Annotated in this window: 29 protein-coding genes and 1 tRNA gene; 17 read left to right on the top strand and 13 right to left on the bottom strand. The window is 65.2% G+C overall.

All coding sequences use genetic code 11. The features are described 5' to 3' along the window. The first annotated feature begins 10 nt into the window (after positions 1-10). The 6 genes from DX905_RS14225 (at position 11) to DX905_RS14200 (ending at position 2387) form a co-directional block, all read left to right on the top strand. On the top strand, positions 11-331 hold the full coding sequence (locus DX905_RS14225) for a hypothetical protein (protein WP_162875652.1): 321 nt from the start codon (positions 11-13) through the stop codon (positions 329-331). Between the two features lie 11 nt (positions 332-342). Continuing rightward, a complete protein-coding gene (locus DX905_RS14220; protein WP_205412266.1) occupies positions 343-609 on the top strand; it encodes a hypothetical protein in 267 nt (88 codons plus the stop codon). 24 nt (positions 610-633) lie between these two features. Continuing rightward, entirely contained in the window at positions 634-918 is a 285-nt protein-coding gene (locus tag DX905_RS14215; RefSeq protein ID WP_116091927.1) for a hypothetical protein, read from the top strand. Next, positions 915-1160, top strand: a complete 246-nt coding sequence (locus tag DX905_RS14210; protein ID WP_116091926.1) for a hypothetical protein — start codon at positions 915-917, stop codon at positions 1158-1160. Before DX905_RS14215 ends, DX905_RS14210 begins: the two co-directional genes overlap by 4 nt. A 145-nt stretch (positions 1161-1305) precedes the next feature. After that, positions 1306-1767 (top strand): glycine zipper 2TM domain-containing protein, encoded by a 462-nt coding sequence (locus DX905_RS14205; RefSeq protein ID WP_116091925.1) that lies wholly within the window; start codon positions 1306-1308, stop codon positions 1765-1767. Positions 1768-1865: 98 nt separating this feature from the next. After that, a complete protein-coding gene (locus tag DX905_RS14200) occupies positions 1866-2387 on the top strand; it encodes a glycine zipper 2TM domain-containing protein (protein ID WP_116091924.1) in 522 nt (173 codons plus the stop codon). Positions 2388-2406: 19 nt separating this feature from the next. Here the strand turns inward: DX905_RS14200 and DX905_RS14195 are convergent, their stop codons facing one another. Next, positions 2407-2829 carry a hypothetical protein gene (locus DX905_RS14195; protein ID WP_116091923.1) on the bottom strand — a complete coding sequence of 141 codons (423 nt, stop codon included), beginning with the start codon at positions 2827-2829 and terminating at the stop codon, positions 2407-2409. Continuing rightward, positions 2829-3050, bottom strand: a complete 222-nt coding sequence (locus DX905_RS14190; RefSeq protein WP_116092580.1) for a hypothetical protein — start codon at positions 3048-3050, stop codon at positions 2829-2831. Before DX905_RS14190 ends, DX905_RS14195 begins: the two co-directional genes overlap by 1 nt. A 92-nt stretch (positions 3051-3142) precedes the next feature. Between DX905_RS14190 and DX905_RS14185 the strand changes: the two genes are divergently transcribed. The 8 genes from DX905_RS14185 to DX905_RS14150 are packed head-to-tail and all read left to right on the top strand — an operon-like array spanning position 3143 to position 8490. Further along, a complete protein-coding gene (locus DX905_RS14185; protein ID WP_116091922.1) occupies positions 3143-3649 on the top strand; it encodes a hypothetical protein in 507 nt (168 codons plus the stop codon). Next, entirely contained in the window at positions 3649-4044 is a 396-nt protein-coding gene (locus tag DX905_RS14180; RefSeq protein ID WP_116091921.1) for an MAPEG family protein, read from the top strand. Before DX905_RS14185 ends, DX905_RS14180 begins: the two co-directional genes overlap by 1 nt. Positions 4045-4077: 33 nt before the next feature. Next, positions 4078-4461, top strand: a complete 384-nt coding sequence (gene crcB, locus DX905_RS14175; RefSeq protein WP_116091920.1) for a fluoride efflux transporter CrcB — start codon at positions 4078-4080, stop codon at positions 4459-4461. After that, positions 4458-5558, top strand: a complete 1101-nt coding sequence (locus tag DX905_RS14170) for an RluA family pseudouridine synthase (RefSeq protein WP_116091919.1) — start codon at positions 4458-4460, stop codon at positions 5556-5558. The genes crcB and DX905_RS14170 overlap by 4 nt, the downstream gene beginning before the upstream one ends. Beyond that, positions 5555-5935, top strand: a complete 381-nt coding sequence (locus DX905_RS14165; RefSeq protein WP_162875651.1) for an FMN-binding negative transcriptional regulator — start codon at positions 5555-5557, stop codon at positions 5933-5935. The genes DX905_RS14170 and DX905_RS14165 overlap by 4 nt, the downstream gene beginning before the upstream one ends. Further along, positions 5932-6591, top strand: a complete 660-nt coding sequence (locus tag DX905_RS14160) for an HAD-IA family hydrolase (protein WP_116091917.1) — start codon at positions 5932-5934, stop codon at positions 6589-6591. Before DX905_RS14165 ends, DX905_RS14160 begins: the two co-directional genes overlap by 4 nt. Next, positions 6588-7265: an ATP12 family chaperone protein gene (locus DX905_RS14155; protein ID WP_116091916.1), complete on the top strand. Its 678-nt coding sequence runs from the start codon at positions 6588-6590 to the stop codon at positions 7263-7265. Before DX905_RS14160 ends, DX905_RS14155 begins: the two co-directional genes overlap by 4 nt. A gap of 46 nt (positions 7266-7311) precedes the next feature. After that, positions 7312-8490 (top strand): glycosyltransferase family 4 protein, encoded by a 1179-nt coding sequence (locus tag DX905_RS14150; protein WP_116091915.1) that lies wholly within the window; start codon positions 7312-7314, stop codon positions 8488-8490. Here the strand turns inward: DX905_RS14150 and proC are convergent, their stop codons facing one another. The 4 genes from proC to pnuC all read right to left on the bottom strand — a co-directional run bounded on the left by proC (position 8491) and on the right by pnuC (position 11476). Continuing rightward, on the bottom strand, positions 8491-9324 hold the full coding sequence (proC, locus tag DX905_RS14145) for a pyrroline-5-carboxylate reductase (RefSeq protein WP_275896082.1): 834 nt from the start codon (positions 9322-9324) through the stop codon (positions 8491-8493). Further along, a complete protein-coding gene (locus DX905_RS14140) occupies positions 9321-9830 on the bottom strand; it encodes a type III secretion system chaperone family protein (RefSeq protein ID WP_116091914.1) in 510 nt (169 codons plus the stop codon). The genes proC and DX905_RS14140 overlap by 4 nt, the downstream gene beginning before the upstream one ends. A 117-nt stretch (positions 9831-9947) precedes the next feature. Further along, positions 9948-10913: an AAA family ATPase gene (locus tag DX905_RS14135; protein ID WP_162875650.1), complete on the bottom strand. Its 966-nt coding sequence runs from the start codon at positions 10911-10913 to the stop codon at positions 9948-9950. Beyond that, positions 10910-11476, bottom strand: coding sequence for a nicotinamide riboside transporter PnuC (gene pnuC, locus DX905_RS14130; RefSeq protein WP_162875649.1), 567 nt, complete (start codon positions 11474-11476; stop codon positions 10910-10912). Before pnuC ends, DX905_RS14135 begins: the two co-directional genes overlap by 4 nt. 144 nt (positions 11477-11620) lie before the next feature. Here pnuC and DX905_RS14125 point away from each other — a divergent pair. After that, positions 11621-11697 (top strand) — tRNA-Pro (locus tag DX905_RS14125). A gap of 101 nt (positions 11698-11798) precedes the next feature. Here DX905_RS14125 and DX905_RS14120 read toward each other — a convergent pair. From DX905_RS14120 to DX905_RS14105, 4 genes are all read right to left on the bottom strand, one after another. Continuing rightward, complete coding sequence (locus tag DX905_RS14120) at positions 11799-12122, bottom strand: hypothetical protein (RefSeq protein WP_162875648.1); 324 nt, start codon at positions 12120-12122, stop codon at positions 11799-11801. A 195-nt stretch (positions 12123-12317) separates the two neighbouring features. Next, positions 12318-13817 (bottom strand): efflux transporter outer membrane subunit, encoded by a 1500-nt coding sequence (locus DX905_RS14115; RefSeq protein ID WP_338053763.1) that lies wholly within the window; start codon positions 13815-13817, stop codon positions 12318-12320. Then, positions 13814-16996, bottom strand: a complete 3183-nt coding sequence (locus tag DX905_RS14110) for an efflux RND transporter permease subunit (protein ID WP_116091910.1) — start codon at positions 16994-16996, stop codon at positions 13814-13816. The genes DX905_RS14115 and DX905_RS14110 overlap by 4 nt, the downstream gene beginning before the upstream one ends. Positions 16997-17000: 4 nt before the next feature. After that, positions 17001-18200: an efflux RND transporter periplasmic adaptor subunit gene (locus DX905_RS14105; protein WP_240320866.1), complete on the bottom strand. Its 1200-nt coding sequence runs from the start codon at positions 18198-18200 to the stop codon at positions 17001-17003. A 121-nt stretch (positions 18201-18321) separates the two neighbouring features. Between DX905_RS14105 and DX905_RS14100 the strand changes: the two genes are divergently transcribed. Further along, on the top strand, positions 18322-18888 hold the full coding sequence (locus DX905_RS14100) for a hypothetical protein (protein ID WP_338053761.1): 567 nt from the start codon (positions 18322-18324) through the stop codon (positions 18886-18888). 12 nt (positions 18889-18900) lie between these two features. On the opposite strand, the gene DX905_RS14095 is transcribed toward DX905_RS14100, so the two are convergent. Continuing rightward, positions 18901-20412, bottom strand: a complete 1512-nt coding sequence (locus DX905_RS14095; RefSeq protein WP_116091907.1) for a tryptophan halogenase family protein — start codon at positions 20410-20412, stop codon at positions 18901-18903. Between the two features lie 148 nt (positions 20413-20560). Between DX905_RS14095 and DX905_RS14090 the strand changes: the two genes are divergently transcribed. Then, positions 20561-21283, top strand: a complete 723-nt coding sequence (locus DX905_RS14090) for a glutathione S-transferase N-terminal domain-containing protein (protein WP_116091906.1) — start codon at positions 20561-20563, stop codon at positions 21281-21283. On the opposite strand, the gene DX905_RS14085 is transcribed toward DX905_RS14090, so the two are convergent. Both DX905_RS14085 and DX905_RS14080 read right to left on the bottom strand, forming a co-directional pair. Further along, on the bottom strand, positions 21280-22152 hold the full coding sequence (locus DX905_RS14085; protein WP_240320865.1) for an alpha/beta fold hydrolase: 873 nt from the start codon (positions 22150-22152) through the stop codon (positions 21280-21282). The genes DX905_RS14090 and DX905_RS14085 overlap by 4 nt on opposite strands. Continuing rightward, a complete protein-coding gene (locus tag DX905_RS14080) occupies positions 22149-22766 on the bottom strand; it encodes a TetR/AcrR family transcriptional regulator (RefSeq protein ID WP_116091905.1) in 618 nt (205 codons plus the stop codon). The genes DX905_RS14085 and DX905_RS14080 overlap by 4 nt, the downstream gene beginning before the upstream one ends. Between the last annotated feature and the right edge of the window lie 120 nt (positions 22767-22886).

The raw sequence follows: 22886 nt of genomic DNA, 5'->3' as shown, positions 1-22886 counted from the left end.
GGCTAAACGGATGGACAAGGTGCTAATGCTCCGCGACTTCGCTCCGCTGGTCGGCGTGGTTGCCCTGCTTGCCATCGGCGGATGGGTGCTCACCACCTGGCTGCGCGTCAAGCACGGCTATCCGCTGGAAGGCGGCTGGGGTCAGGCGATTTATCCGCAGACCAACAGCGAAACCACGGAGCGCGTGAAGCTGCTGACTGCCGAGAACGCCCAGCTGCGGGCCGAGCTTGGCTCGGTCAAGGATCGCCTCGCCACCATCGAGCGCATCGTCACCGATCGCAGCTTCGGTCTCGACCAAGAGATCGAGAAGCTGCGCGGGCCGGCCAACTAAGGAAGCGCGCCATGATCAACCCACTCATCATTCCCATCCTCGGCATCTCGTGCGGCCTGCTTGCGATCTTCGGTGGCGTGTTCGTCCGCCCCTGGATGAAGTTGCGCCAGCGCAAGATGGAATTGGACGCGCAGATGATCGCGGAAAAGGCCGCCCAATATGGCGCGCATACCGATCGGCTGGAGCAGCGCGTCGCGGTGCTCGAGCGCATCCTGACTGATCGCTCGACCCAGCTGGGTGAGGAAATCGAGCGTCTCCGCGACGCACCAATCAACTGACGTCAATCAAGCTTGGAGCCTGTCATGAACCCGTTCGAAATGGTGGTGCTGATCGTCCTTATCGGATCGATCGCCGGCGTACTCAGGGCGAGATATGGCGTCGTTCGCACCGGGCGCGGCAAGGAGGAGGTCTATGTCGGCACCCGCGAGAATGACGCTGAATCCGAACGTCTGCGGGGCGAGGTTCGCCAGCTGAAGGATCGGATTGCGGTGCTCGAACGGATCGTGACCGATGGCGACCGCAACCATGGCATTGCGCTGGAGCGCGAGATCGAGGCGCTGCGCACGGATAAGGAGTTTCGGCAATGACCGATCCGATCATGTGGACTGCGATCAGCGGCGTAAGCTTCGCTGGTCTGGTTGTGGTGACAATCGCGGCGTTGAAGGGCTGGCGCGAATGGATCGGCCTGCAGCGTTTGTCGATTGAGGGCAGTTCCGGACGGGGCGAGCCGGTCGCGGGCGTCCCGAGTTCGGCGGCGCGTATCGAACTCGCCGACCTCAGGGAGCGGGTGCGCAAGCTGGAAGCGATCGCGGCCGGGGTGGATTTGTAGCCTGATCGCCCACCGACTTGCCAGCTGGTGCCGAACCGAAGCCCAGCCCATTCCCGCACGATGAACGCCCGGTTGTTTTTCGTTCACGCAACCTCTGATTGCCGCTTCCGTTCTGTCGCTACCTTATTCGACAGAGAGGAAGATTATGCGCAAGCTCATCCTAGGCGCAGCTCTTGCCGCGCTGGCCGTTCCCGCTGCGACCCCAGCAGTCGCGCAGGATCGCTGGAGCCAGCACGACCGGCGCGACAATCGCGACGATGGCAACCGCAACGTTCGCGGCGATTGGCGCAACGCTAACCGCTACGATTATAACCGGCCCGATCCACGCTACGGCCGCTATGACGCCTCGCGTTACTATCGTGCCGACAACCGCTATCGCGAGCGTCGCCTGGGTCGCAACGACCGCGTCTACCGTGGCAATGACGGCCGTTATTATTGTCGCCGCAGCGACGGCACCACCGGCCTGATCGTCGGCGGCGTGCTCGGCGGCTTGCTTGGCAACACCCTCGCCAACGGACGTTCGACGACGCTCGCTACCGTGCTCGGCGCCAGCGGCGGCGCCTTGCTCGGCAAGTCGGTCGACCGCGGGAACGTGCGTTGCCGCTAAGCTGAACGTTTCCGTTACGGCTGCGTAAGAGCCGGTTCAGTTCGTGCCGGGTACCCGTTTGAGACAGGTGCCCGGCACCGCATCAACAGGAGAAGAATATGCGTCGATTCATCACGGCGGCGATACTCGCCACAATGGCGCCCGTCGCGCTCGCAGCCCCCGCGTTTGCCCAGAGCCGGGTGGACGAGCAAAGGTGGGACGCCGCCCAGCAGCGTTACCAGGCGGAATTCAATCGCTACTTGACCGAGCGCGATCGCTATAACGAGGCCCGCCTCATGTCGCGCCAGGGCAGTTACGGCAGCAATTACGCGCCGCAGCCGAACGACGACCGCTACGATCCCAATTACGATCCCTCGCGCTATTATCGCAGCGGGCCGCAATATCAGGAGCGGGTGCTGGCGAGCGACGATCGCGTCTATCGCGGCAATGACGGTCAATATTATTGCAAGCGTTCCGACGGCACGACCGGCCTGATCGCGGGCGGTGCCGCCGGCGGCGTGCTCGGCAATGTCATCGACGGCGGCCACTCGCGTACGGCCGGCACATTAATCGGTGCCGCGATCGGCGCCCTCGCCGGCAAGGCGGTCGACCAGCAGAACGCGCAGCTTCGCTGCCGCTAATGTTTGTGCCCGCCGGTCGTCAGCGGCTGGCGGGCACAGCCTTCAAACGCGCGCTCGTGATATGCCAGCGGCGCTGTGCCGCGTTTGAACCATCGACGTCATTGACCCGCCGCAGCGTGTAATTGCCGGCAAAATGCTGGCGCCGCCCGTTTCTCAGCGCCGCATCAAGCCGGACATTGATAGTCGCATAGACGCTTCCGGCGCCCCCCTCCGCCTCGAACGGCGGGATCGGCGTAAGCTTGACCCATGCCGTCTCGGCATAACCTCGCCGGAGGGCGGCAAGGCTCTGCCCGCCGCTCCAGATCGCATGCGCGGCACGATAATCGTGCCGCTGGATCGCCGCATAATAGCTGCGGACGACCTGCACCGCCGCCTGCACCGAGCGCTCGCGCGCCGGCGTCGGCGGCACTGGATTGGCCGCCAGCGCGAGCGCAATCAACATCAGAAGATGCCGTGGCCGAGCATCAGCCGCACCACCGCCACACACAAGACAATCAGATTGAGATTCCGGCCGGCCTTGCCGTGCGCGAGCGAGCCGATGATGACGCCGACCACGGGCAAGGGCAGAATGAACCAGTTCGCCCACCCGAGCAGCGGCAGCAACGCAAACAGCACGGGAACGATCGAGATCAGGCCGATCGCCAGAGACAGCAGGTTCAACATGGGCAACTCCTCAACCTTCTCATGCGGCATAGCAAACTGTATTGCTAGCACAACACAGCAGGACTATCCTTGTGCCTAAAGGAGCCCGTCCGATGCGCAAGATATTGATCTGCACGTTTCCCCTGCTCGCGCTTGCCGCCTGCAATAGCAGCGTGAAGCTGAGCGACGCCGAGGGAGGCGATGGCAATGCGAGCGACAGCAATGTTCATATCGCGATGAACGAAGGCAATAAGGTGTCGGTCGACGTTCCCGGTTTCAGCGCCAAGCTGGCCCTGCCCAGCATGAATCTCGGTGGCCACCTTGATCTTGACGGCATCAAGGTTGCGCCCAACACCAAGGTTACCACCCTGGATGTCACCGCCCACGACGATGCCGGCAATCAGGACGACGGCAAGGTCAACATCCGTTTCACCAATCCCGCACCCGCCGCGGCCGTGATCGATCATTATGCACGCGCCACCGCCGACGCCGGCTATGGCGACATTGCCCGCACACCGACCTCGCTTACCGCGCGCAAGGAGCAGAAGACCTTCGCCGTCAATGTTTCGCCGCAGGGCACCGGCAGCCAGGGCACGATCCTGATCGCGGGCAAGGATTGATGCGCGTCGAACTGACGCTGCTCGGGCTGACACTGCTGCTCGCGCTGGCCCAGATCATGGCGGCGGCGCACCTGCGCACCCGGCAATATGGCACCAAGTGGAATACGGGCGCGCGCGACGAGACGATGCCGCCGCTCGATCCAATCCCCGCTCGGCTGCTGCGTGCGCAGGCCAACCTGTTCGAAACTTTGCCGCTCTTCATCGGCGCGGTACTTGCCGCGGCGGTCGCGGGACGGCTCGGGCATAAGACGGAGATTGGGGCCTATCTCTATTTCTTCGGGCGCCTGGCTTATGTGCCGCTCTATGTCGCCGGCGTGCCGGTTGTGCGGACGATCGTGTGGGGTATCGCGACCGTTGGGCTCGTGCTGGTGATCGTGGGTCTGCTGATCGGCTAGCCGTGCGCGCGCGCAGCGGCTACAGCGCGCGCCATGCCCCCCCTTCTTCTCGTCATGCTCGGCGGCGCGATCGGCGCCGGTTTCCGCTATCAGGTCGGTACCGTCGCGCTGCGCAACCTCGGTCCCGGCTTTCCGTGGGGGACGTGGATCGTCAATCTGCTGGGCGGGCTGCTCATGGGCATTCTTGCGGGGCTGCTGGTCAGGCAATTCTCGCCCGCCGAGGGTGAGCCGCTGCGGCTGCTGCTCGGTGTGGGCGTGCTGGGCGGCTTCACGACTTTCTCGGCCTTCAGCCTGGAAGCGGCCAACATGCTGTTACGCGGCCAGATAATACTCGCCGTCGCCTACGCACTTTCCTCCGTCGCAGGCTCGATCATGATGCTGTTTATCGGCCTGTTCGCCACGCGGGCGCTGGCATGAGCGAGCCCATCCAGGACACGCGCAACTTCATCGTCGCCGACGATGACGACGGCATCCGGCTCGACCGCTGGTTTCGCCGCCACCTGCCCGATGCAAGCTTCAACATCGTGTCGCGCTGGGCGCGGACCGGGCAATTGCGCGTGGACGGCAAGCGGGTCGCGCCGGGCGACCATATCGCCGCCGGGCAGACGATCCGCGTACCCCCGCTTGAAGCGCCTGCCCCGGCCAAAGCGCGTCCGAAGAAGGAGCGGGTAGCGCTCAGCCCGGAAGACCAGGAATTGATTCAGTCGATGGTCATCCACAAGGACCGCGCCGCGATCGTCCTCAACAAGCCGCCCGGCCTTGCCACGCAGGGCGGCACCAAGACCGAGCGCCACGTCGACGGGCTGCTGGACGGGATCCAGTTCGAAGCCGAGGGCCGGCCCAAATTGGTCCACCGGCTCGACAAGGATACGTCCGGCGTGCTGCTGGTGGCGCGTTCGTCCGGGGCGGCAGCGCATTTTTCCAAGGCCTTTTCCAGCCGTACTGCGCGCAAGCTCTATTGGGCGCTTGTGGTCGGCGTCCCGTCGATTGAGGACGGCATGGTCGAGCTGCCGATCGCCAAACAACCGGGCACCGGCGGCGAGAAGATGCATGTCAGCCTTAAGGAAGGCCAGCCGGCGCGTACTCGCTATCGTGTGATCGAGCGGGCCGGCAACACCACTGCCTGGGTCCAGCTCGAGCCCTATACGGGCCGTACCCACCAGCTCCGTGTCCACATGGCGGCGATCGGCCACCCGATTGTGGGCGACGGCAAATACGGCCATCAGGAAGCGTTCCTGACCGGCGGGATCAGCCGCAAGATGCACCTTCACGCGCGGCGCCTGCGGGTCGATCATCCCGACGGCAGCAAGCTCGATGTCTCGGCCGATCCGCCGCGCCATTTCGTGGAAAGCCTGGCGCATCTCGGCTTCGACCTGGAATTGGGCGATGCGCTGCCGTTCGATCCGCCCAAATATAGCGAGACGCCCGAAGGCAAGAAGAAGGCGGTCAGCGCCGCGGCCAAGGCACGCCGCAAGGACCGCAAGGGGGAACGGCGGTCGCGGGGGACGCGGTGACGCATCCCAATCGGGCATTCGCATGGTCCGACGAAGCGGCAATGCGGGCGTTCGTCAGCGAAACCGCCTTCGCCCAAATTGTCGTTGTTGCAGACGGGCGGTTGGCGAGCGCGCAGGCGCCGCTGACCTTCGGAGCGGGCGGCTCCGCCCGTTTTCATCTATCGCGATCCAACACGCTGACTGCTGCTCTTGACGGGGCACCGGTGCTCGCCAGCGTGATCGGCACCCATTTCTACGTCAGCCCGGATTGGTATGGCACAGCCGATCAGGTGCCGACGTGGAATTATCGATTGGATGCCGAAGCGGCCGGTGCCATCGCCGCCTTGCGCGCGCTCGGCCAAAATCGCGCCGCAGATGCGATGGCGGCGGTACGATGAACCGCCTGGCAGTATTCGATTGTGACGGCACGCTGGTAGACTCCCAGGCGACGATCTGTCTCGCGATGGAACGCGGTTTTGCCGCGCGGGGAATTGCCGCACCCGCCGGTGCGGCAACGCGCGGGATCATCGGCCTGTCGTTGACCGAGGCGATGGCGGTGCTCCATCCCAGCGGCGATGCCGTGGAGCATGAGGCCTTGTCGGCCGCCTACAAGGCCGCCTTTTTCGATCTGCGCGCAAAGGGCCTCGCCGACGAGCCGCTCTACGATGGGATCGCAGACGCCATCGAGCTGCTCGATGCGCGCGGCTGGGTGCTCGGCGTGGCGACCGGCAAGTCCGATCGCGGGCTCAGGCACATTCTCGAACATCACGGCCTGCATCCTCGGTTCGTGACGCTGCAAACTGCCGATCGCCACCCATCGAAGCCCGATCCGTCAATGCTGCACCAGGCGATGGCCGACGCCGGCGCGTCGCCGGCCACCACCGCCATGATCGGCGACACCAGTTTCGACATGCAAATGGCCAAAGCGGCCGGATGCGCCGCGGTCGGCGTGGCCTGGGGCTATCACAACCGACAGGAATTGCTCGACGCCGGCGCCGATGTGGTGGCCGAACATCCCTCGGCACTTGTCGCCATCCTTGAGGTGCTGCCGTGAAGCGCTTCTATTCCGAGGTGACGATCGCCGATGGTGCGATCCTGCTCGATGGGCGTCCGGTCAAGACGCCGGCGCGCGCCGCATTGATCATCCCCTACCCGACCCTCGCGGCGGCCGCCGCGGCCGAATGGCGAGCCCAGGGCGAAGAGATCGATCCCCGCTCGATGCCGCTGACCGGGCTCAGCAATGCCGCGATCGATCGGATCGCGCCAGATCCCACGGCCTTTGCCCGGACATTGGCCGCCTATGGCGGAAGCGATCTGCTCTGCTACCGGGCCGACGCACCTCCCGAGCTCGTCGCCCGTCAGGCGGAGCTGTGGGATCCGATGCTGGATTGGGCACGCGCGCGTTACGACGTGCATTTCGTCGTCACTACCGGCATCATCCATGCTCCCCAGCCGCCCGCGACCGTGCAAAGGCTGAGCGAGGCGCTGGCGGCGCGCGACGCCTTCGGCTTGGCGGCGATGGCGCCGCTGATTACGATCGGCGGATCCCTGGTAACGGCGCTCGCTTTGTCGGAAGCCGCGGTAGAGGCTGACGCAGCCTTCGATCTCACCCATCTCGACGAGATTTGGCAGGCGGCACGCTGGGGAGAGGATCAACTCGCGCTGGAGACGCGGGCGGCGCGGCGGCGTGATTTTCTCGCAGCGGCGCAATTGCTTAGGCTGCTCTGAAATCCACGCGATGGCCTTTTCCGTCGGGCGCCGGTAACAGCCCCCCATGGACGTTTCCGATCTTCGCGTGGCCCTGTTTTCGGGCAATTATAATTATGTGCGCGACGGCGCCAACCAAGCGCTCAACCGCCTGAGCGGGTACCTGCAGAACCAGGGCGCCAAGGTCCGCATCTACAGCCCGAAGAGCAAGACGCCGGCCTTCCCGTCCACCGGCAAGGTCGTTGGCATTCCGGCCATCCCTATCCCCGGGCGCACCGAATATCGCGTCCCGCTCGGCATCCCGCCAAAAATCCAGCGCGACCTCAAGGAGTTCGGGGCGAGTATCTTTCACGTCGCCATTCCCGAATTCCTCGGCCACCGCGCGGTGACGCTCGCGCGGGCTTGGGACATACCGGTTGTCGCATCGGTCCACACCCGCTTCGAAACCTATCCGCGTTATTACGGCTTCGCCTTCCTCGAACCCGTGGTGGAAGGCGTCTTGCGGCGATTCTACCGACGCTGCGACGCGATCTTCGCGCCGTCCGAGTCGATGGCGCAGGTGCTGCGCGAACAGCGGATGAGCTATGACGTCGGCATCTGGTCGCGCGGCGTGGACACCGACATCTTCTCGATCAGCCGGCGCGATATGGAATGGCGCCGCAGCCTCGGCGTAGCCGACGATGAGCCGCTCATCTGCTTCATCGGCCGCGTCGTCATGGAAAAGGGTCTCGACGTCTTCGCCGAGACCATCGACGTGCTGCGCCGGCGTAATGTGCGCGCGCGCGTGCTGGTCATCGGCGACGGGCCGGCACGGCCATGGTTCGAGAGCCGCCTGCCACCCGATACGATATTCGCCGGTTTCCAGCGCGGCGAGGATCTCGGCCGTGCCATCGCCTCGTCGGACATGCTGCTCAATCCGAGCGTGACCGAGACATTCGGCAACGTCACGCTTGAGGCAATGGCATGCGGCCTGCCGGTGGTCGCCGCGCGCGCGACGGGTAGCCTCAGCCTGGTCGAGGATGGCGTCACCGGCCGCCTGATCCGTCCTGGCGCCAATGAGCAGTTCGCGCAGGCGCTCCAACTCTATTGCGAGAATCCGGAGGCGCGCGCGGCAGCAGGCGCGGCCGGCCGTCTGGTGAGCGAGCGTTATTCCTGGGACGCGGTCAATCAGGCGCTGGTCGAAGGCTATCTGCGCGTGATCCGCCACCGCGAATCCGGCGGCCATCCGGTCAACCGCCCACGCTGATCAGCGTGCTTCTGCTGCCATCTCGCGGTTGCGCAGGATTGCGGCTGTGAGCGTGTTGCGCAACAGCGGCACCAATCCTTCCGGCTCATCGAGCACGTCGAGCCCGCGGCGCGTGCTCCCGCCCGGGCTCGCGACGCGATCGGCAAGCATGCGCGGAGTTTCCTCAGCGGCGGCCGCCAGCGCTCCCGACCCACTTATTGTCGCCAGCGCCATGCGCGCTGCCTGATCCGCCGGCAGCCCCGCATCTGCGCCGGCTTCGGCCAATGCATCGATGAAGCGGAACAGAAAGGCCGGCCCCGAACCGGCGAGCGCCGTCACGACGTCGAACAAGGCTTCGTCGGTCCATTCCACAAGGCCTAGCGGGGCCATGAGCGCCGTCACCCGGTCGCGGCCGGCCTGATCGCTATTGTCCCCGGCGAGCGCAACGACCCCTTTGCCAAGCGCCACGGGCGTGTTCGGCATGGCCCGCACGATCTCGCGCGGTGCGGGGAAGCGCCGCCGCAGCGCCTGCAACTCGACGCCCGCCAGGATCGACACCAGCAACGTCTCCGGTGCCAGCAAAGGCGCCAGAGCGGGCGCGACCAGATCGAGCATCTGCGGCTTCACGCCAAGCATGACCAGCGCGGGCACCGCGCCGTCCGGCGGCGGCGCGCTTAACACCGTCACGCCCTCCGCGACCGGCGCACCCGACTTGCGGATCACGGTTACTTCTCGGGGATCGAGCCCGCATTCGAGCCAGCGGCGCAGCATCGCGCCCGCCATATTGCCGCAGCCGACGAGCCAGACCGGCCCCTCGATCGCCCAGTTACTTATCTCAACCGGAACGCCCGTCACGCCTCGCCGTGCGTTTCGATCAGCGCGGCCGCCATTGCCTCGGCCGGCGACTTGCCCCCCCACAGGACGAACTGGAAAACCGGATAGAAACGCTCGCACTCGTCAATGGCGGCCTCGATCAGCGTCGATGCCTGTTCCAGCGTCAGCGGGCTGTCGCTTGAGCCGTCGAGCAAGGCGGCGTGGCGGAACAGCAGCATGCCATTCGACGACCATATCTCGAAATGGCCGATCCACAGCTGCTCGTTGACCAGCCCGATCGTCTCGTAAACGACAGCGCGCTTGTCGGCGGCGACGCGAATGTCCGGCAGTGCCAGAAACTGGAGGACGCGGTCATCCTCGCGCCAGACGCCCCGCAGTTCATATTGCGCCCAGCTTCCGGGCACGGTCGCGACGATCTCATCCTCGCCGACGCGGTCATGCGTCCAGCCATGCGCTTCGAAATAGGTTTCGAGCGTATCGACCGGCGCCTCGTCTTCGCGCTCGTTCTCAAACTCGTCGGCGATCATCGTCGCACCTCAATTGCCCCTGCAGAAGGTAGCGCACCCGGCTTGAGACGCAAGATAAGGCGTCCGGCCGTGGTGACAAAACTGTGGATAGGTTCGGGAATAAGCGGGGATGCGATGTTAAAGCCTGGCTTGCGAGATCGCAGCGAGGGCTTGCGCGAAGCGCTCCTCCGGCGATCCGCTTATGACTTGATAGGGCAGCCCACGCCGCTCCAGCTCGGCACGCGACAAATCGAAGAAGTGCCGGCGCTCGTGCAGGTCGCCGAAGAAGCGGGTGCCATCGTCGATCCACGGCATGTCGATGTCGAGCAGCAGATAAAGGTCGGCAGTGTCCGTAAAGGCATCGAACCAGCGGTCGCGCCGCTGGAACAACATGTCGGCCCAGACCGCGGTCATCAACGGATCGGTGTCCAGGAACAGCCGTCGCTCGCACTGGCGCAGCATTGCTTTCGTCATAGCCTGATGCGTACGGCCAATCGTGACGAGATCCTCCATCGCCAGCGACAGGCCGAATTGCTCGCAATAGGTCCGGCCATATTCGGGGACATAAAGCGTCCCGAAATGAGCCGCGAGCCGGCGCGCGAGCGTGCTTTTGCCGGTGCTCTCCGGCCCGTGCAGGCAGATGGTAGACGCGTAGGAGGGGCGCACCGCGGGCGGCAGGAAACCCCAATGGCTGAAAGCATCGGCGCCGATATCCGCGGAGCGCAGCGGCACCGCCTCATGATCGGGATCGATCAGGGTGAACCGCGCGCCCAGCGCAAAGGCAATCGCCTCCTGCTCGCGCTCCGCTGCGATCAGCCGATCGACCTTGTCGGCGTGCAGATGGCTGATCTGGGCGGCGAGCCGTTCCGCGCCTGTTTGCAATCCGGCCGCAAGACTAGCCGACGGCGTCTCGCAGGCGACGACCCGCAGCGCAGGAAAGGTTTCCTTCACCCACTCAACCCGCTCGGCTCCGGGAATTTCATCGTCGGCGTGCCAGCACAGAATGATCGTCAGGCGATCGACCAGCGCCGACGCGGTGCGGATCAGCGCGATATGCCCGGCGTGAAGCGGCATGAACCGCCCGATAACGATGCCATGGGTCAAATGCGGGCCGCCCGCTCGGCGCGTGACCATTGGCGCAGGCCGATCACCGAGAGCAACAGGAAAAGGCCGTATAAGACGGCGGTGAGGTAGAGCTGCTTGGTCACATAGAGCGGGATCGCCGCGACATCGATCAGGATCCAGAGAATCCAATTCTCGATCCGCCGCCGGGCGAGCAAGATCTGCGCCGCTATGCTCGCGACCGCGATACCGCCGTCCCACCATGGAAAGGCCGCATCGGTACTGGCGTTCATCATCGCGCCCCAGGCGAGGGTCAGGACGACGATAACGGCTATCCACGCGACGCGCGCGCCCGCGGTCAGCCGCTCGACTGCGATCGGATGCTCTACCCCGCCGGCGCGCCACCATGCCCACCATCCATAAAGTTGGATCGCGAAAAAGAAGAGCTGGAGGACGGCATCGCTATAAAGCTTCTCGCCAAAGAAGATGCGCGCATACAACGCGACCATCATCAGCCCGATCGGGTAATTCCAGATGTTACGCCGCACCAGCAGGACGATGTTGGCGAGCCCGAGCAGGGTGGCGATAGCTTCGAGCGGATTCACGGGCGGGAGCGATAGCGGGCAGCGAACGCTGGCGCCACCACCGATCGGAATGGATAAGCGCTTGCAGCCCCATGCTGCCCTCGCTAACAGGCCCCGGCTTGGCATCGCCGGTTCGGCCCTTAGGCTGATGAGAACCGCCTCCGTCGGGGAGTAGCTCAGCCTGGTAGAGCACTGCCTTCGGGAGGCAGGGGCCGGAGGTTCGAATCCTCTCTCCCCGACCATTAACCTTCGTCGAGGATGGATCGCGTCCGGAAATCCTGTTGGAGAACGGGTGGCCGGTCCACTCGGCACCTGTTTTGGAGAGCTGCGGCCAAAGCTCACGCTAATCGATCGATTGAAGCACCGCTGGCTGATCGGCACACTGATATAGCCTGAGTACCATCGTGTAGAGATTGATGTGCGCGGTCGTGCGCATCACGCCAGCGTTCGCGCCGGCCCGCTCAGCCCGCTTCAGAAGAGATGCCTTCCCGGCTTGCATGTGCTTGTTGCCATATTCCAGCGCTGTCAGTGATTTGCTCATCATTCCAAGTGGCGAGCACGACTGCGCCTGATCGAGCGTCATCAGCTTGACCGATGATGGCTTGATGGGTTTCGACTGAACCGGCCCGCAAACCAACATTCCCGCGAGAGCGATCCGGCGTCTCACGCCCGAGGAGCCAGGAAAGACAGGGAATTAGAGTGCTGACTTTTGTCCATTGTGGATAAGACTATCACCCTAACGGATAGAATTCCACGCTTTTTACGAGCAAAGCGGCACCGCTATATTGTGTCCATAACGGACATATTTGGCCGCAGAGTCGCGTCGTCGCTCGCGGCCTGATCGTCGACGGGCCACCGTGGCTTATTGGCCGGTCGGCCGCTCTGCCGTGCTCGAGCCGGCCTTGGCGATGGGCGGGGCGTCCTCCCAGCCGCCGCCGAGCGCCTTGAACAGGCTGACTGCCTGTTCGGCGACGATGGCATCGGATTGGGCGAGCGCACTGCGAGCGGCGGCGCGATCCTGTTCGGCCACCAGCAGGTTGAGAAAATTGTCGCGGCCGGTGGTGAAGCGCAGACGCGAGAGTTCGGCGGCGTCACTGGCGGCGGCGTTGGCGCGTGCGAGCGCCGCATTCTGTTCGAGTGCGGCTGTATAGCGGGCAAGCGCACTTTCGGTCTCACGCAAGGCGTTGAGCACCACCCCCTGGAAACCGGCGAGCGATGCATCCGCCCCCGCGCGGGCCTGGCTTATGCGCGCACGGGCAACCGCGATGTTCGGGAAGCTCCACGAGATGAAAGGACCGATCGAGTAGCTGAACGACGCCGACTTGCCGAGATCGCTGGCCTTGGGCGCGCCCAGCCCGACCGACCCCAATAGATTGACCTGCGGATAGAGCGCGGCGGTCGCCACGCCGATGCGCGCCGTGTCGGCGGCCAGCGTTCGTTCCGCCTGGCGGACATCCGGGCGCCGGGCGAGCAAGCTGGCGCCATCGCCAATCGGGATTGCGGTCCTGACGCGCGGCACGGCGCGGCATGCGGCCGCCGCGCCATCGATCTCAGCCGGCGGGCGCCCGGTGAGCGCCGCCAGCGCATAGATTTCGGCGCGGCGGCTGGCCTCGAGTTGAGGGACCTGCGCATTGGCCTGCTCGACGATGACTGCCGCCTGATCGACGTCGCGACGCGTGCCGCGGCCCGCGTCGAGCAAGCGGCGCGTCAGCGAGAGTGTGTTGCCCTGCAGGCGGGCAGTCTCACGCGCGACGTCCGCCTGCTCCGCGAACCCGCACGCGTCGGCATAGCTTTGTGCGACCTGCGCCGCGACCGAGATGCGAGCTCCGTCGAGCACGGCTTCCTGCGCCTGATAGTCACCGCGTGCCGCCTCGATCGAACGGCGGACCCGTCCGAAGACGTCGAGCTCGTAACTCGCATCGAAGCCGATCTGATAATAATCGTAGGTAACGCCGGAGGGGCCGGACGCGGCGCCACCCCCGGCGACCGTACCCGCACCGCCCGCGCCGGTATTTTCAAGTCCGACGCGGCCATGCGTATAGCCGCCCGATACGTTTGTCGTGGGCAATAACCCGGCGCGCTGCTCGGCCAGCAGGCCGCGTGCCTGGCGCAAATTCGCCTCGGCCCGAGCGATGTCGGTATTATAGGCAAATGCGTCGGCGATCAGCCGGTCGAGCACGGGATCGGCGAACAGTTCCCACCAGCGCGCCGCAAGCGGCTGGCCGGACAGCAAGGCACTGTTCTGGCTCTCCACGAAGGGCCGCGCGGTTGGCTCCGCCAGCTTCGGCGGACTGTAATTGGGCCCGACCGCGCAGGCGCCGAGCGCCAGCAGGCCAAGCAGCACCGCAGTACGGCGGATCACGCCGTTTCCTCCGTTTTCGGATGGCGGCGCAGTCGCGCCGACTGCGCGCGCGCCCAATCGCCGAGCTTGCGCGTGATGACGTAGAAGCTCGGCGTGAACAGCAGGCCGAACAGGGTCACGCCGATCATGCCGAAGAACACCGCCACGCCCAGGGCCTGGCGCATTTCGAAGCCGGGCCCGCGCGAGATGACCAGCGGGAGCACGCCAAGGATGAATGCGATCGACGTCATCAGGATCGGCCGCAGCCGCTGATGCGCCGCGCGCTCCGCCGCCTCGCGTGGCGTCAGCCCCTCCTCCTCGCCCTGCCGGGCAAATTCCACGATCAGCACGGCATTCTTCGCGGCAAGGCCAACGAGGACGACCAGGCCCACTTGGGTGAGGACATTATTGTCCATGCGGAATGCCCCGACCCCAAGGATGGCAGCGAGCAGGCACATTGGCACGATCAGGATCACCGCCAGCGGCAACACCAGGCTTTCATATTGGGCCGCCAGCAGCAAAAACACGAACAATACCGCCAGCGCGAAGACGTAGATGCCGGTATTGCCCGCCTGCTGCTGCTGATAGGCAAGATCGGTCCATTCGAAGTCCATGCCCTTGGGCAGAACCTTCGCCGCCACCGCCGCCATTGTCTTCAGCGACTGGCCTGACGAATAGCCGCGTGCGGAATCGCCCTGCAGCTCGGCCGACGGATAGAGGTTATAGCGCACCACGCGGTAAGGCCCGGTATCGTCCTTAACGGTTAGCACCGCGCCCAGCGGCACCATGTTGCCGGCGGTCGTGCGCGCGCGCAGCCGCTCGATATCGGAACGCGACTGGCGGAAGCGGGCATCCGCCTGCGCGGTCACCCGCCAGGTGCGGCCGAGATAGTTGAAATCGTTGACATAGGTCGATCCCAAGTAGGAGCCGAGCGCTGAAAACACGTTCGAGACCGGCAGGCCCAGTTGCTGCGCGCGCAGCCGATCGACATCGGCTGTCAGCCGCGGCGTGCGCGTGTTGAAGGTGGTGAAGCTGGAGGTGATGCCCTCGCTCTGGTTGGCCGCGCCCATCATCGCGAAAGCGGCCTTCTCCAGCGCGGCATAACCCAGCCCGCCGCGATCCTCGATATTCATCTTCCAGCCGCCGCCGGTGCCGATCCCCTGCACGGGCGGCGGCGGAATCACCAGGATATTGCCTTCGGTCAGGCCGCCGAACGCCTTGCGCAACTGATTGGCGAATTCGTCGGCGGAGATATTGTTGCGTTCCTTGCGATCCTTCAGCAGCACGAAGATCACGCCCGTATTCGGCGCGGTGGTAAAGGTCGCCCCGTCAAAGCCGGCAAAGGCGACGTCGGTGCGCGTACCCTGCAGCTTCTGCGCTTCGCCCATCGCCCGCTCCATGAACGCGCTGGTCCGTTCGAGCGAGGAGCCGGGCGGCATCTGCACCGCCGCAATGAGATAGCCCTGATCCTGCGCGGGAATGAAGCCGGTCGGCGTCGCATAAAAGCGCCAGCCCGCGATCAGCAGCAGCCCGACATAGACGATGCCGACGAGGGCCAGTTTGCTGACGAGGCGCGCGGTAAGCCGCCCATAACGGTCGGACAGCCGCCCGAAGCCACGGTTGAAGCCGTTGGCGAAGCGCCGCGGCCAGCCACGCGGACCGGCAGGCACGCGATCATCATGGCTCCGGGGCTTGAGCAACAGGGCCGCCAGTGCCGGAGACAGGGTTAGCGAGACGAACGCCGAGATCGCGGTCGCGGACACGATCGTTAGCGCGAACTGCTTATAGAATTGGCCGGAAATCCCCGGAATGAAGGCGGTCGGAACGAAGACGCCGCAGAGCACGAGCATGATGGCGATCAACGCGCCGGAAACCTCGTCCATCGTCTTGTGCGCGGCCTGGAGCGCGCTCAGCCCCTCCTCCTCCATCAGTCGCTCGATATTCTCGATCACGACGATCGCATCATCGACGACGATGCCGATCGCGAGCACTAGCCCAAACAAGGACAGATTGTTGAGGCTGAAGCCGAACAGCTTCATCGCGGCGAAGCTGCCGATGATGGAGATCGGGATGGCGATCAACGGTACGATCGCCGCGCGCCAGCTTTGCAGGAACAGAACCACGACCAGCGCGACCAGCACCAGCGCCTCGAACAAGGTGCGGCGCACCTCGCTGATTGATTCCGAGATGTAGGTCGTCGGCTGATAGGGGATGGAATAGGTCATCCCCGGCGGGAAGCTCTTGGCCATTTCCTTGAGCGTGTTCTCGACCGCCGCCGCCGCAGCGAGCGCATTGCTGCCGGGCAATTGCGTCACTGCCAACACCGAAGCCGGTTGGCCCTTCACATAGGCGTTGGTGGTGTAATCCTGGGCGCCAAGCTCGATGCGGGCGACGTCGCGGAGCCGGGTCAATCCGCCGTCGTCGCGGCGCTTGAGCACGATGTCGCCGAACTGCTCGATCGTGCTCAGCCGCCCGAGCGTCTGGATACCGAGCTGGAAGGCGCTGTTGCCCTGCTTGCCGAACGGGGGCGCCCCGATCGATCCGGCCGCCACCTGAACATTCTGGGCGCGGATGGCGCTGATCACCTCGTCGACGGTGAGATTGCGCGAGGCCGCCTGATCCGGGTCGATCCACACCCGCATCGCATAGTCGCGGCCGCCGACCGTACGCGTGTCGCCGACACCCTCGATCCGCTTGATCCGGTCGGCAATCTGCAGCGTGACATAATTGCTGACATATTGCTGGCTGAGCGAATGATCCGGCGAATAGAAAGCGATCGCCATCAGGAAGTTGGGCGAGGCCTTGCGCACCGTCACACCGATATTGCGGACCTCTTCAGGCAGGCGCGGCTCGGCCTCGGAGACGCGGTTCTGCACCAGCACCTGCGCGCTGTTGACGTCGGTGCCGGGCGCGAAACTGATGGTGATGGTCAACGTGCCGTCGCCGACCGCCGACGAGGACATGTAGATCATGTTCTCGACGCCGTTGATCTGCTCTTCCAGCGGCACCGCCACCGTTTCCGCCATCGTCTCGGCGGTCGCCCCCGGATAGGCGGCGGTTACCGTCACGGTCGGCGGCGCGATCTCGGGATATTGCCCGACGGGCAAGGTCGGATAGGCGATCGCGCCGATGATCACGATCAGGATCGAGAGCACCGCCGCGAAGATCGGCCGGTCGATGAAGAAGTGCGGAAAGCGCATTCGCTTAGCGCGCGCGATCGGTGAATGTGGCGGCGGTCGACTGCGGCGCCGTCACGGATGTCGGCGGAGGGCCGGCGTCGCCCGAACGAACCTTGATCGAGGTCCGGCGCGCCGTAACCGTTGCTCCCGGCTGCAGCGCCCCTATCCCGTCGAGCACGACCAGATCGGCCGGCGCCAGTCCGTCGCGGATCGCGCGCAACCCCATCACTTCAGGGCCGAGCTCGACTACTCGCTGAACCGGCTTGCCGTCACGCCCAAGCACCCACACAAGCTTGCGCGACTGATCCGTGACGATCGCCTCATCGGGCACGAGCATGGCCCGGTAAGTGCCGGAGCCGAGCAGGCGAGCGCGGCCGAACATGCCCGGCGTCAGGAAGTGGTCGGGATTTGGAACGACGGCATGCGCCTGGATCGTGCCGGAATTCGGATCGAGGGCATTGTCGACGAACGCCATGCGGCCATGGTGGGAATAGCCGGTCTCGTCCGCGAGCTGGATATCGACCGGATTGGAGGCCGTGCGCGACGAACCGCGCGTGCCGCGCTGCGCTTCGCGCAGATATTTGAGGTAGAAGCTCTCCGCTCCGTCGAAGGCGAACCAGATCGGGTCGAGTGAAACGATCGTGGTCAGGACCGTATCGCCCGCCGTGACCTGGTCACCCAGCGATACACGCCGGCTCGAAACGCGCCCGGAAACCGGCGCGCGCACGGTGGTGAAGCCGAGGTTCAGCCGCGCAAGGGTCGCGGTCGCGCGCGCAGCCTTGAGGTTGGCGGTCTGCGTGCGGACCTGCGCCTGATCATTCTCCAGCTCTTCGCGGCTGACCGCCTGCGCCCGGAACAATTGCGCCGAGCGCGCCTGGACCGACGCGGCATTGGTGAGCGCGGCCTGGCTGGCGGCGATCTGCGCCTCGGCCTGCGCCAGCTGCGCCTGATAAGGACGGGGATCGATCACGAACAGCGCGTCGCCCGCCCGCACGTCCTGACCGTCGCGGAACAGGATGCGGCTCACGACGCCGGTGACGCGCGCGCGCAGCGTTACCGACTGCGGCGCCTGGAAGCGCCCGATATATTCGTCCCAGTCGACGACATCGCGCTGCAACGGCTGCGCGACCGATACGGTCGGCGGCGGCGGTGCCGGCGGCGCCTTTTTGCCGCAGCCGGCGCAGGCTGCGAGCAAAGCCAATGTGATGAAGTATCGCGCCATCATGCGGCCCCCCATTTGGCCGAGAATCGATTCTAGCAGCGCCATTGGCGATGCGGAACGGCTCCCGGTACAAGGATGGCGGAGAAAATCCACCATTATCGAATGACCGGTACAGAATGTGTGGGTGGGAGCGCGATCGCGCCCGCCGCGTTACCATTTCATGGCACGCGCGCTGAAAGTTTACCGCACGCCGATCGGCTTTCACGACGCCTATGTCGCGGCGACGAGCCAGGCGGCCGCGCTCAAGGCGTGGGGCACCGACCGCAATCTGTTCGCACGCGATGCGGCGGAGGTGGTGACCGATCCGGCGCTGACCGCCGCCCCGCTCGCCGAACCGGGCAAGGTCATCAAGCTGTTGCGCGGCTCGACCGAGGAACAGATGGCGGCCGCTTCGGAAGCTCCTGTCGCACGCCGCAAGGTACAGCCGCCCGACGCGAGGCCGCACAAGCCGCCCCCTCCCCGCCCCAGCCGCGCCGCGCTCGACAAGGCCGAGGAAGCGTTGGCAGCGGAAGAACGCGCGCAAGCCGAGGAAGTGGACGCGGTGACCCGACAGATCGAGGCGCTTGAACGGACGCGCAGATCGCTGCTGAAAAAGCATGGGGAGCGGCGCACGAAGCTCGAAGCGGCCCGCGACAAGGCGGAGGAAGACCATCGCGCGGCGCTCGAGCGATGGCGGCGGCTCGCCTCCTAGCCCTGCCGCAAGCTAAGCCGGCTGATCCTCCTTCGCCGGGCAATGGTGTTTCAGAAAGTCGGGGTGCGTCGGCATGGCCGCGACCTTGTCGGCGATCTGGCGGCGCATCGTTGCCAGTTGCTCGCGCAATTCGTCGTGCGGCATCATCGCCGCCAGCCGGTGATAGCCTTCGGGCATCACCCGCTGGCCGGTGAGAATCATGGCCCAGCTGTCGACGCGGAATAGTTCATGCGGCATCTGATAGGCGCGCGCATCCTCGCGCCATAAGGCGATCCGCATCTTCAGCGTCTCCGGTATCTCCATCGCCCGGCAGCGCTTCCAGAAGCCGGAATCATCGCGCTCGGTCACGTGATAATGGAGGATGATGAAGTCGCGGATATGTTCGAATTCCTGGCGCGACTTGTCGTTGAACCGCTCCAGCAGCGCGTCGTGGCATCCGTCGAACGGAAAATCCTCGATCAGACGCGTAACCGCCGTCATCATCAAGTGGATGCTGGTCGATTCCAGCGGCTCGATGAAACCGTTGGCGAGCCCCAGCGCGACGCAATTGCGGAACCAGGTCTTGCGCCGCATGCCCGTCTTGAAACGCAGCGACCAGGGTTCCACCAGCGGCTCGCCGTCAATGTCGGCGAGCAGCTTGGCGCGCGCTTCATCCTCCGACATGAATTCGTTGCAGAAAACGATCCCATTGCCCTCGCGATGTTGCAGCGGGATGCGCCAGCGCCAGCCTGCCTGGTGCGCGAAACAGGTCGTGTAGGGCCCCGGCGGATTGGGCGAGCGCGACTGGACCGCAACCGCGCTGTTGGTCGTGATCCAATGCCCCCAATCCTCGAATTCGACGCCAAGCGCCTGGCCGAGCAGCAGGGATCGGAAGCCGGTGCAGTCGATGAACAGATCGCCCTCGACCCGAACTTCGTTCTCGAGGGTGACCGCGGCGATGTCGCCACTGGCGGGATCGAGATCGACATTGCGGATCTTGCCCTCGATCCGCTTCACGCCCGCGGGTTCGGCCAGACCGCGCAGGAAGCGGACGTAGCGCGCTGCATCCAGATGGTAAGCATAGCCGATATTGCTGGCATTCTTGGTGAAGCGATTGGCCTCCCCCGCCACCCACTCAAGGCAATATTCGCCAAGTTCCCCGCCAAACCCCTTGGCGCGCGCATGCAGCCAGAAATGATGGAAGTCGGCCATCCAGCTGGCACGCTTGCCGAGCAGGCCGAACGGGTGGATGTAGCGATCGCCGATGCGCGCCCAATCCCGAAACTCGATACCGAGCTTGATGGTGGCGAGCGCCGAAGACATGAACTTGCGTTCGTCGATGCCCATGAAGTCGTGGAAGCTGCGAAAGGTCGGAACGGTGGATTCGCCGACACCGACCGTCGATATCTCGTCGGATTCGATCAATGTGATGTCGAGCAACGGCCCGAGATGGCGGACGAGCGCGGTCGCCGTCACCCAACCCGCCGTGCCACCGCCGCAGACGACGACACGGCGCACCTTCTGATTGAGCGGGTTCCTCGTCATCCTTGCCCCGTATTAGTGCCTTTTGTCCGCAGATTAGCGCCGGGCGGGGCGATGGGAAGCAGAATGAGACTGTTCCAGCGATAGCCGGGCGGGGTTGTCGGCTGCGCATCGCACCCCACATGCGCCTCGCTTTACCAGGAGAAATGTCATGGCCGATCTGTCAGCTTTCCCGATTGCGCAGCGTTGGCCAGCAGATCATCCGGACCGCATCCAGCTCTATTCCGCGCCGACGCCGAACGGGGTCAAGGTGTCGATCGCGCTCGAGGAAATGGAAATCGCGTACGAGCCCCACTTCGTCGATATCATGCAGAATGAGAGCTGGACGCCGGAATTCCTGTCGCTGAACCCAAATGGCAAGATACCCGCGATCGTCGACCCCGACGGCCCCGGCGGCGCGCCATTGGGGTTGTTCGAGTCCGGCGCGATCCTGCAATATCTCGCCGAGAAAAGCGGCCGCCTGCTGCCGGCCGATCCGGCGCGGCGCTACGAGACGCTGCAATGGGTCTATTTCCAGATGGGCGGCGTCGGGCCGATCTTCGGCCAGGTCGGCTATTTCTTCAAATTCGCCGGCCGTGAGATCGAGGATAAGCGCCCGCTCGAACGCTATACCAAGGAGTCGATACGGCTGCTCGGCGTGTTGGAAAGCCGCCTGGAGAACCGCGCCTGGATGATGGGCGACGACTATACGATCGCCGACATCGCGCTGCTCGGCTGGGTGCGAAATCTGGTCGGCTTCTATGGTGCGGGCGAGCTTGTCGAGTTCGATAAGCTCAAGGCGGTGCCATCCTGGCTGGAGCGCGGCCTGGCGCGACCTGCGGTCCAGCGCGGCCTGTTGATCCCGGAACGGCCCGCTCCGAAATCCGCCGCTTAGGGGAGGTCGTCGAGGAACGGGCCGATGGCGGCGAGCGCCTCAGGCTCGTCGAGCATGGGGGCGTGGCCAACATTGGGCACCTCGCGCAACAAGGCATTGGGGTGCGCGGTGATCATCCTTGTGGCGTCGCCCGCCGTGAGCAGATCGGACAGCCCGCCGCGAAGCAGCAGCAACGGCCGGTTGCTGGCGAGATTGTGCCAGCGATCCCACGGGTCGGCCGGCAGCGGCCCTGTGCTGAACGCCGCGGCAATGCCCGGATCATAGTCCGCGACGATCCGGCCGTCGGCAGCGCGGAACATCCGCTCCGCCATCGCGCGCCAGTCGGCAGCGCCATAATGCGGCAAAGCCGCCTGATTCTGGTCGCGGAGATACTCAGCCGCCTCGTCCCAGCCGGCAAAGGCCGGCGCGTTCCCCACATAGGCGCCGATCCGTGCCAGCCCTTCGGCGGCAAGCACCGGCCCGACATCGTTGATGATCGCCCCGGCGACGAGCGCGGGGGCGTCCGCGGCCAGCTCCATCGTGATCAATCCGCCCATCGAGGTGCCGACGAAGATAGCCTCCGCCACGCCGAGCGAAGCGGCCAGACGGCGAACGTCGTCTGCATAAGTGGACAGCCAATAGGCCGCAGCCGGGTCGCGGTCTGACAGGCCGCGCCCGCGGATATCGACCGCCAGTACGCGCCGCTGCCGTGCGGCTATCCAGGGGGCCAGCCGATCGAAATCCCGGGCGTTGCGGGTGAGGCCATGGAGGCAGATGACCGGCAGCCGGGCGGCCCCTTCCGCCGCCGCGTAATCGCGCGCGTGCAGCGTCAATCCGTCCGCCGACGTCCAGCGGCGATGCCGCCAGCCATCGTCCTTGACCATGGTCATGCCGGATCGCGCGGCCCCATGCCGCGCGCGATCAGATCGCCGCCGACGCGCGCCACCTCTGCGGGATCACAATCCTCACCCCAGACGCCGAAGCGCAGCCCCAGGAACACGTTCATGCCCATCAGTGCCCAGGCGCGGATTTCCGACGAGCCCGGGCTGATCTCGCCACGCTCCTGCGCCGCGTCGAGACGCGCGGCGATGCGCCGCGCGGTGCTGGTATAATGTTCGCGGTAAATGGCAGGATCGACGAACTCGGCCTCGTCGATGATGCGGTAGATTTCCTTGTGCCGGCGGGCGAATTCCAGGAAGGCCTGCTGGCCGACGCGCTCGGCGTCGAGCTGGTTCGCCTCGCCTGCGATTCGTGGCGCGACATAGTCGCGGACCTGCCCGGAGACATCGCGGACCAGGGCCGTGAACACCTCCTCCTTGCTGTCGAAATAGGTGTAGAAACTGCCGATCGCGACGCCCGCGCGCTGGGTGATCTGGCTGATCGACGCCTCGTGGAACCCCTTTTCGCCAAACTCCTCGGCCGCCGCGTCGAGCAGCTGGCGGAGCGTCTTTTGGCCGCGTGCTGTTTTCGGCACCTTGTCGCGGGGCGCGGCGGGCTCCCGCATATCTCCTTGATCCTTAGTCACCTGCCCGCATCCCCCTCCCGTGTATTTCTAATTTGAAACCCGGTTCAGGTTTCATTATGACGTGACTCACACGAAGCGCAAGCGGCACGCTCAAGCGCT

The organism is Sphingomonas crusticola (assembly GCF_003391115.1).
Lineage (GTDB): Bacteria > Pseudomonadota > Alphaproteobacteria > Sphingomonadales > Sphingomonadaceae > Sphingomonas_I > Sphingomonas_I crusticola.
This window is presented reverse-complemented; position numbering and strand designations above follow the sequence as displayed.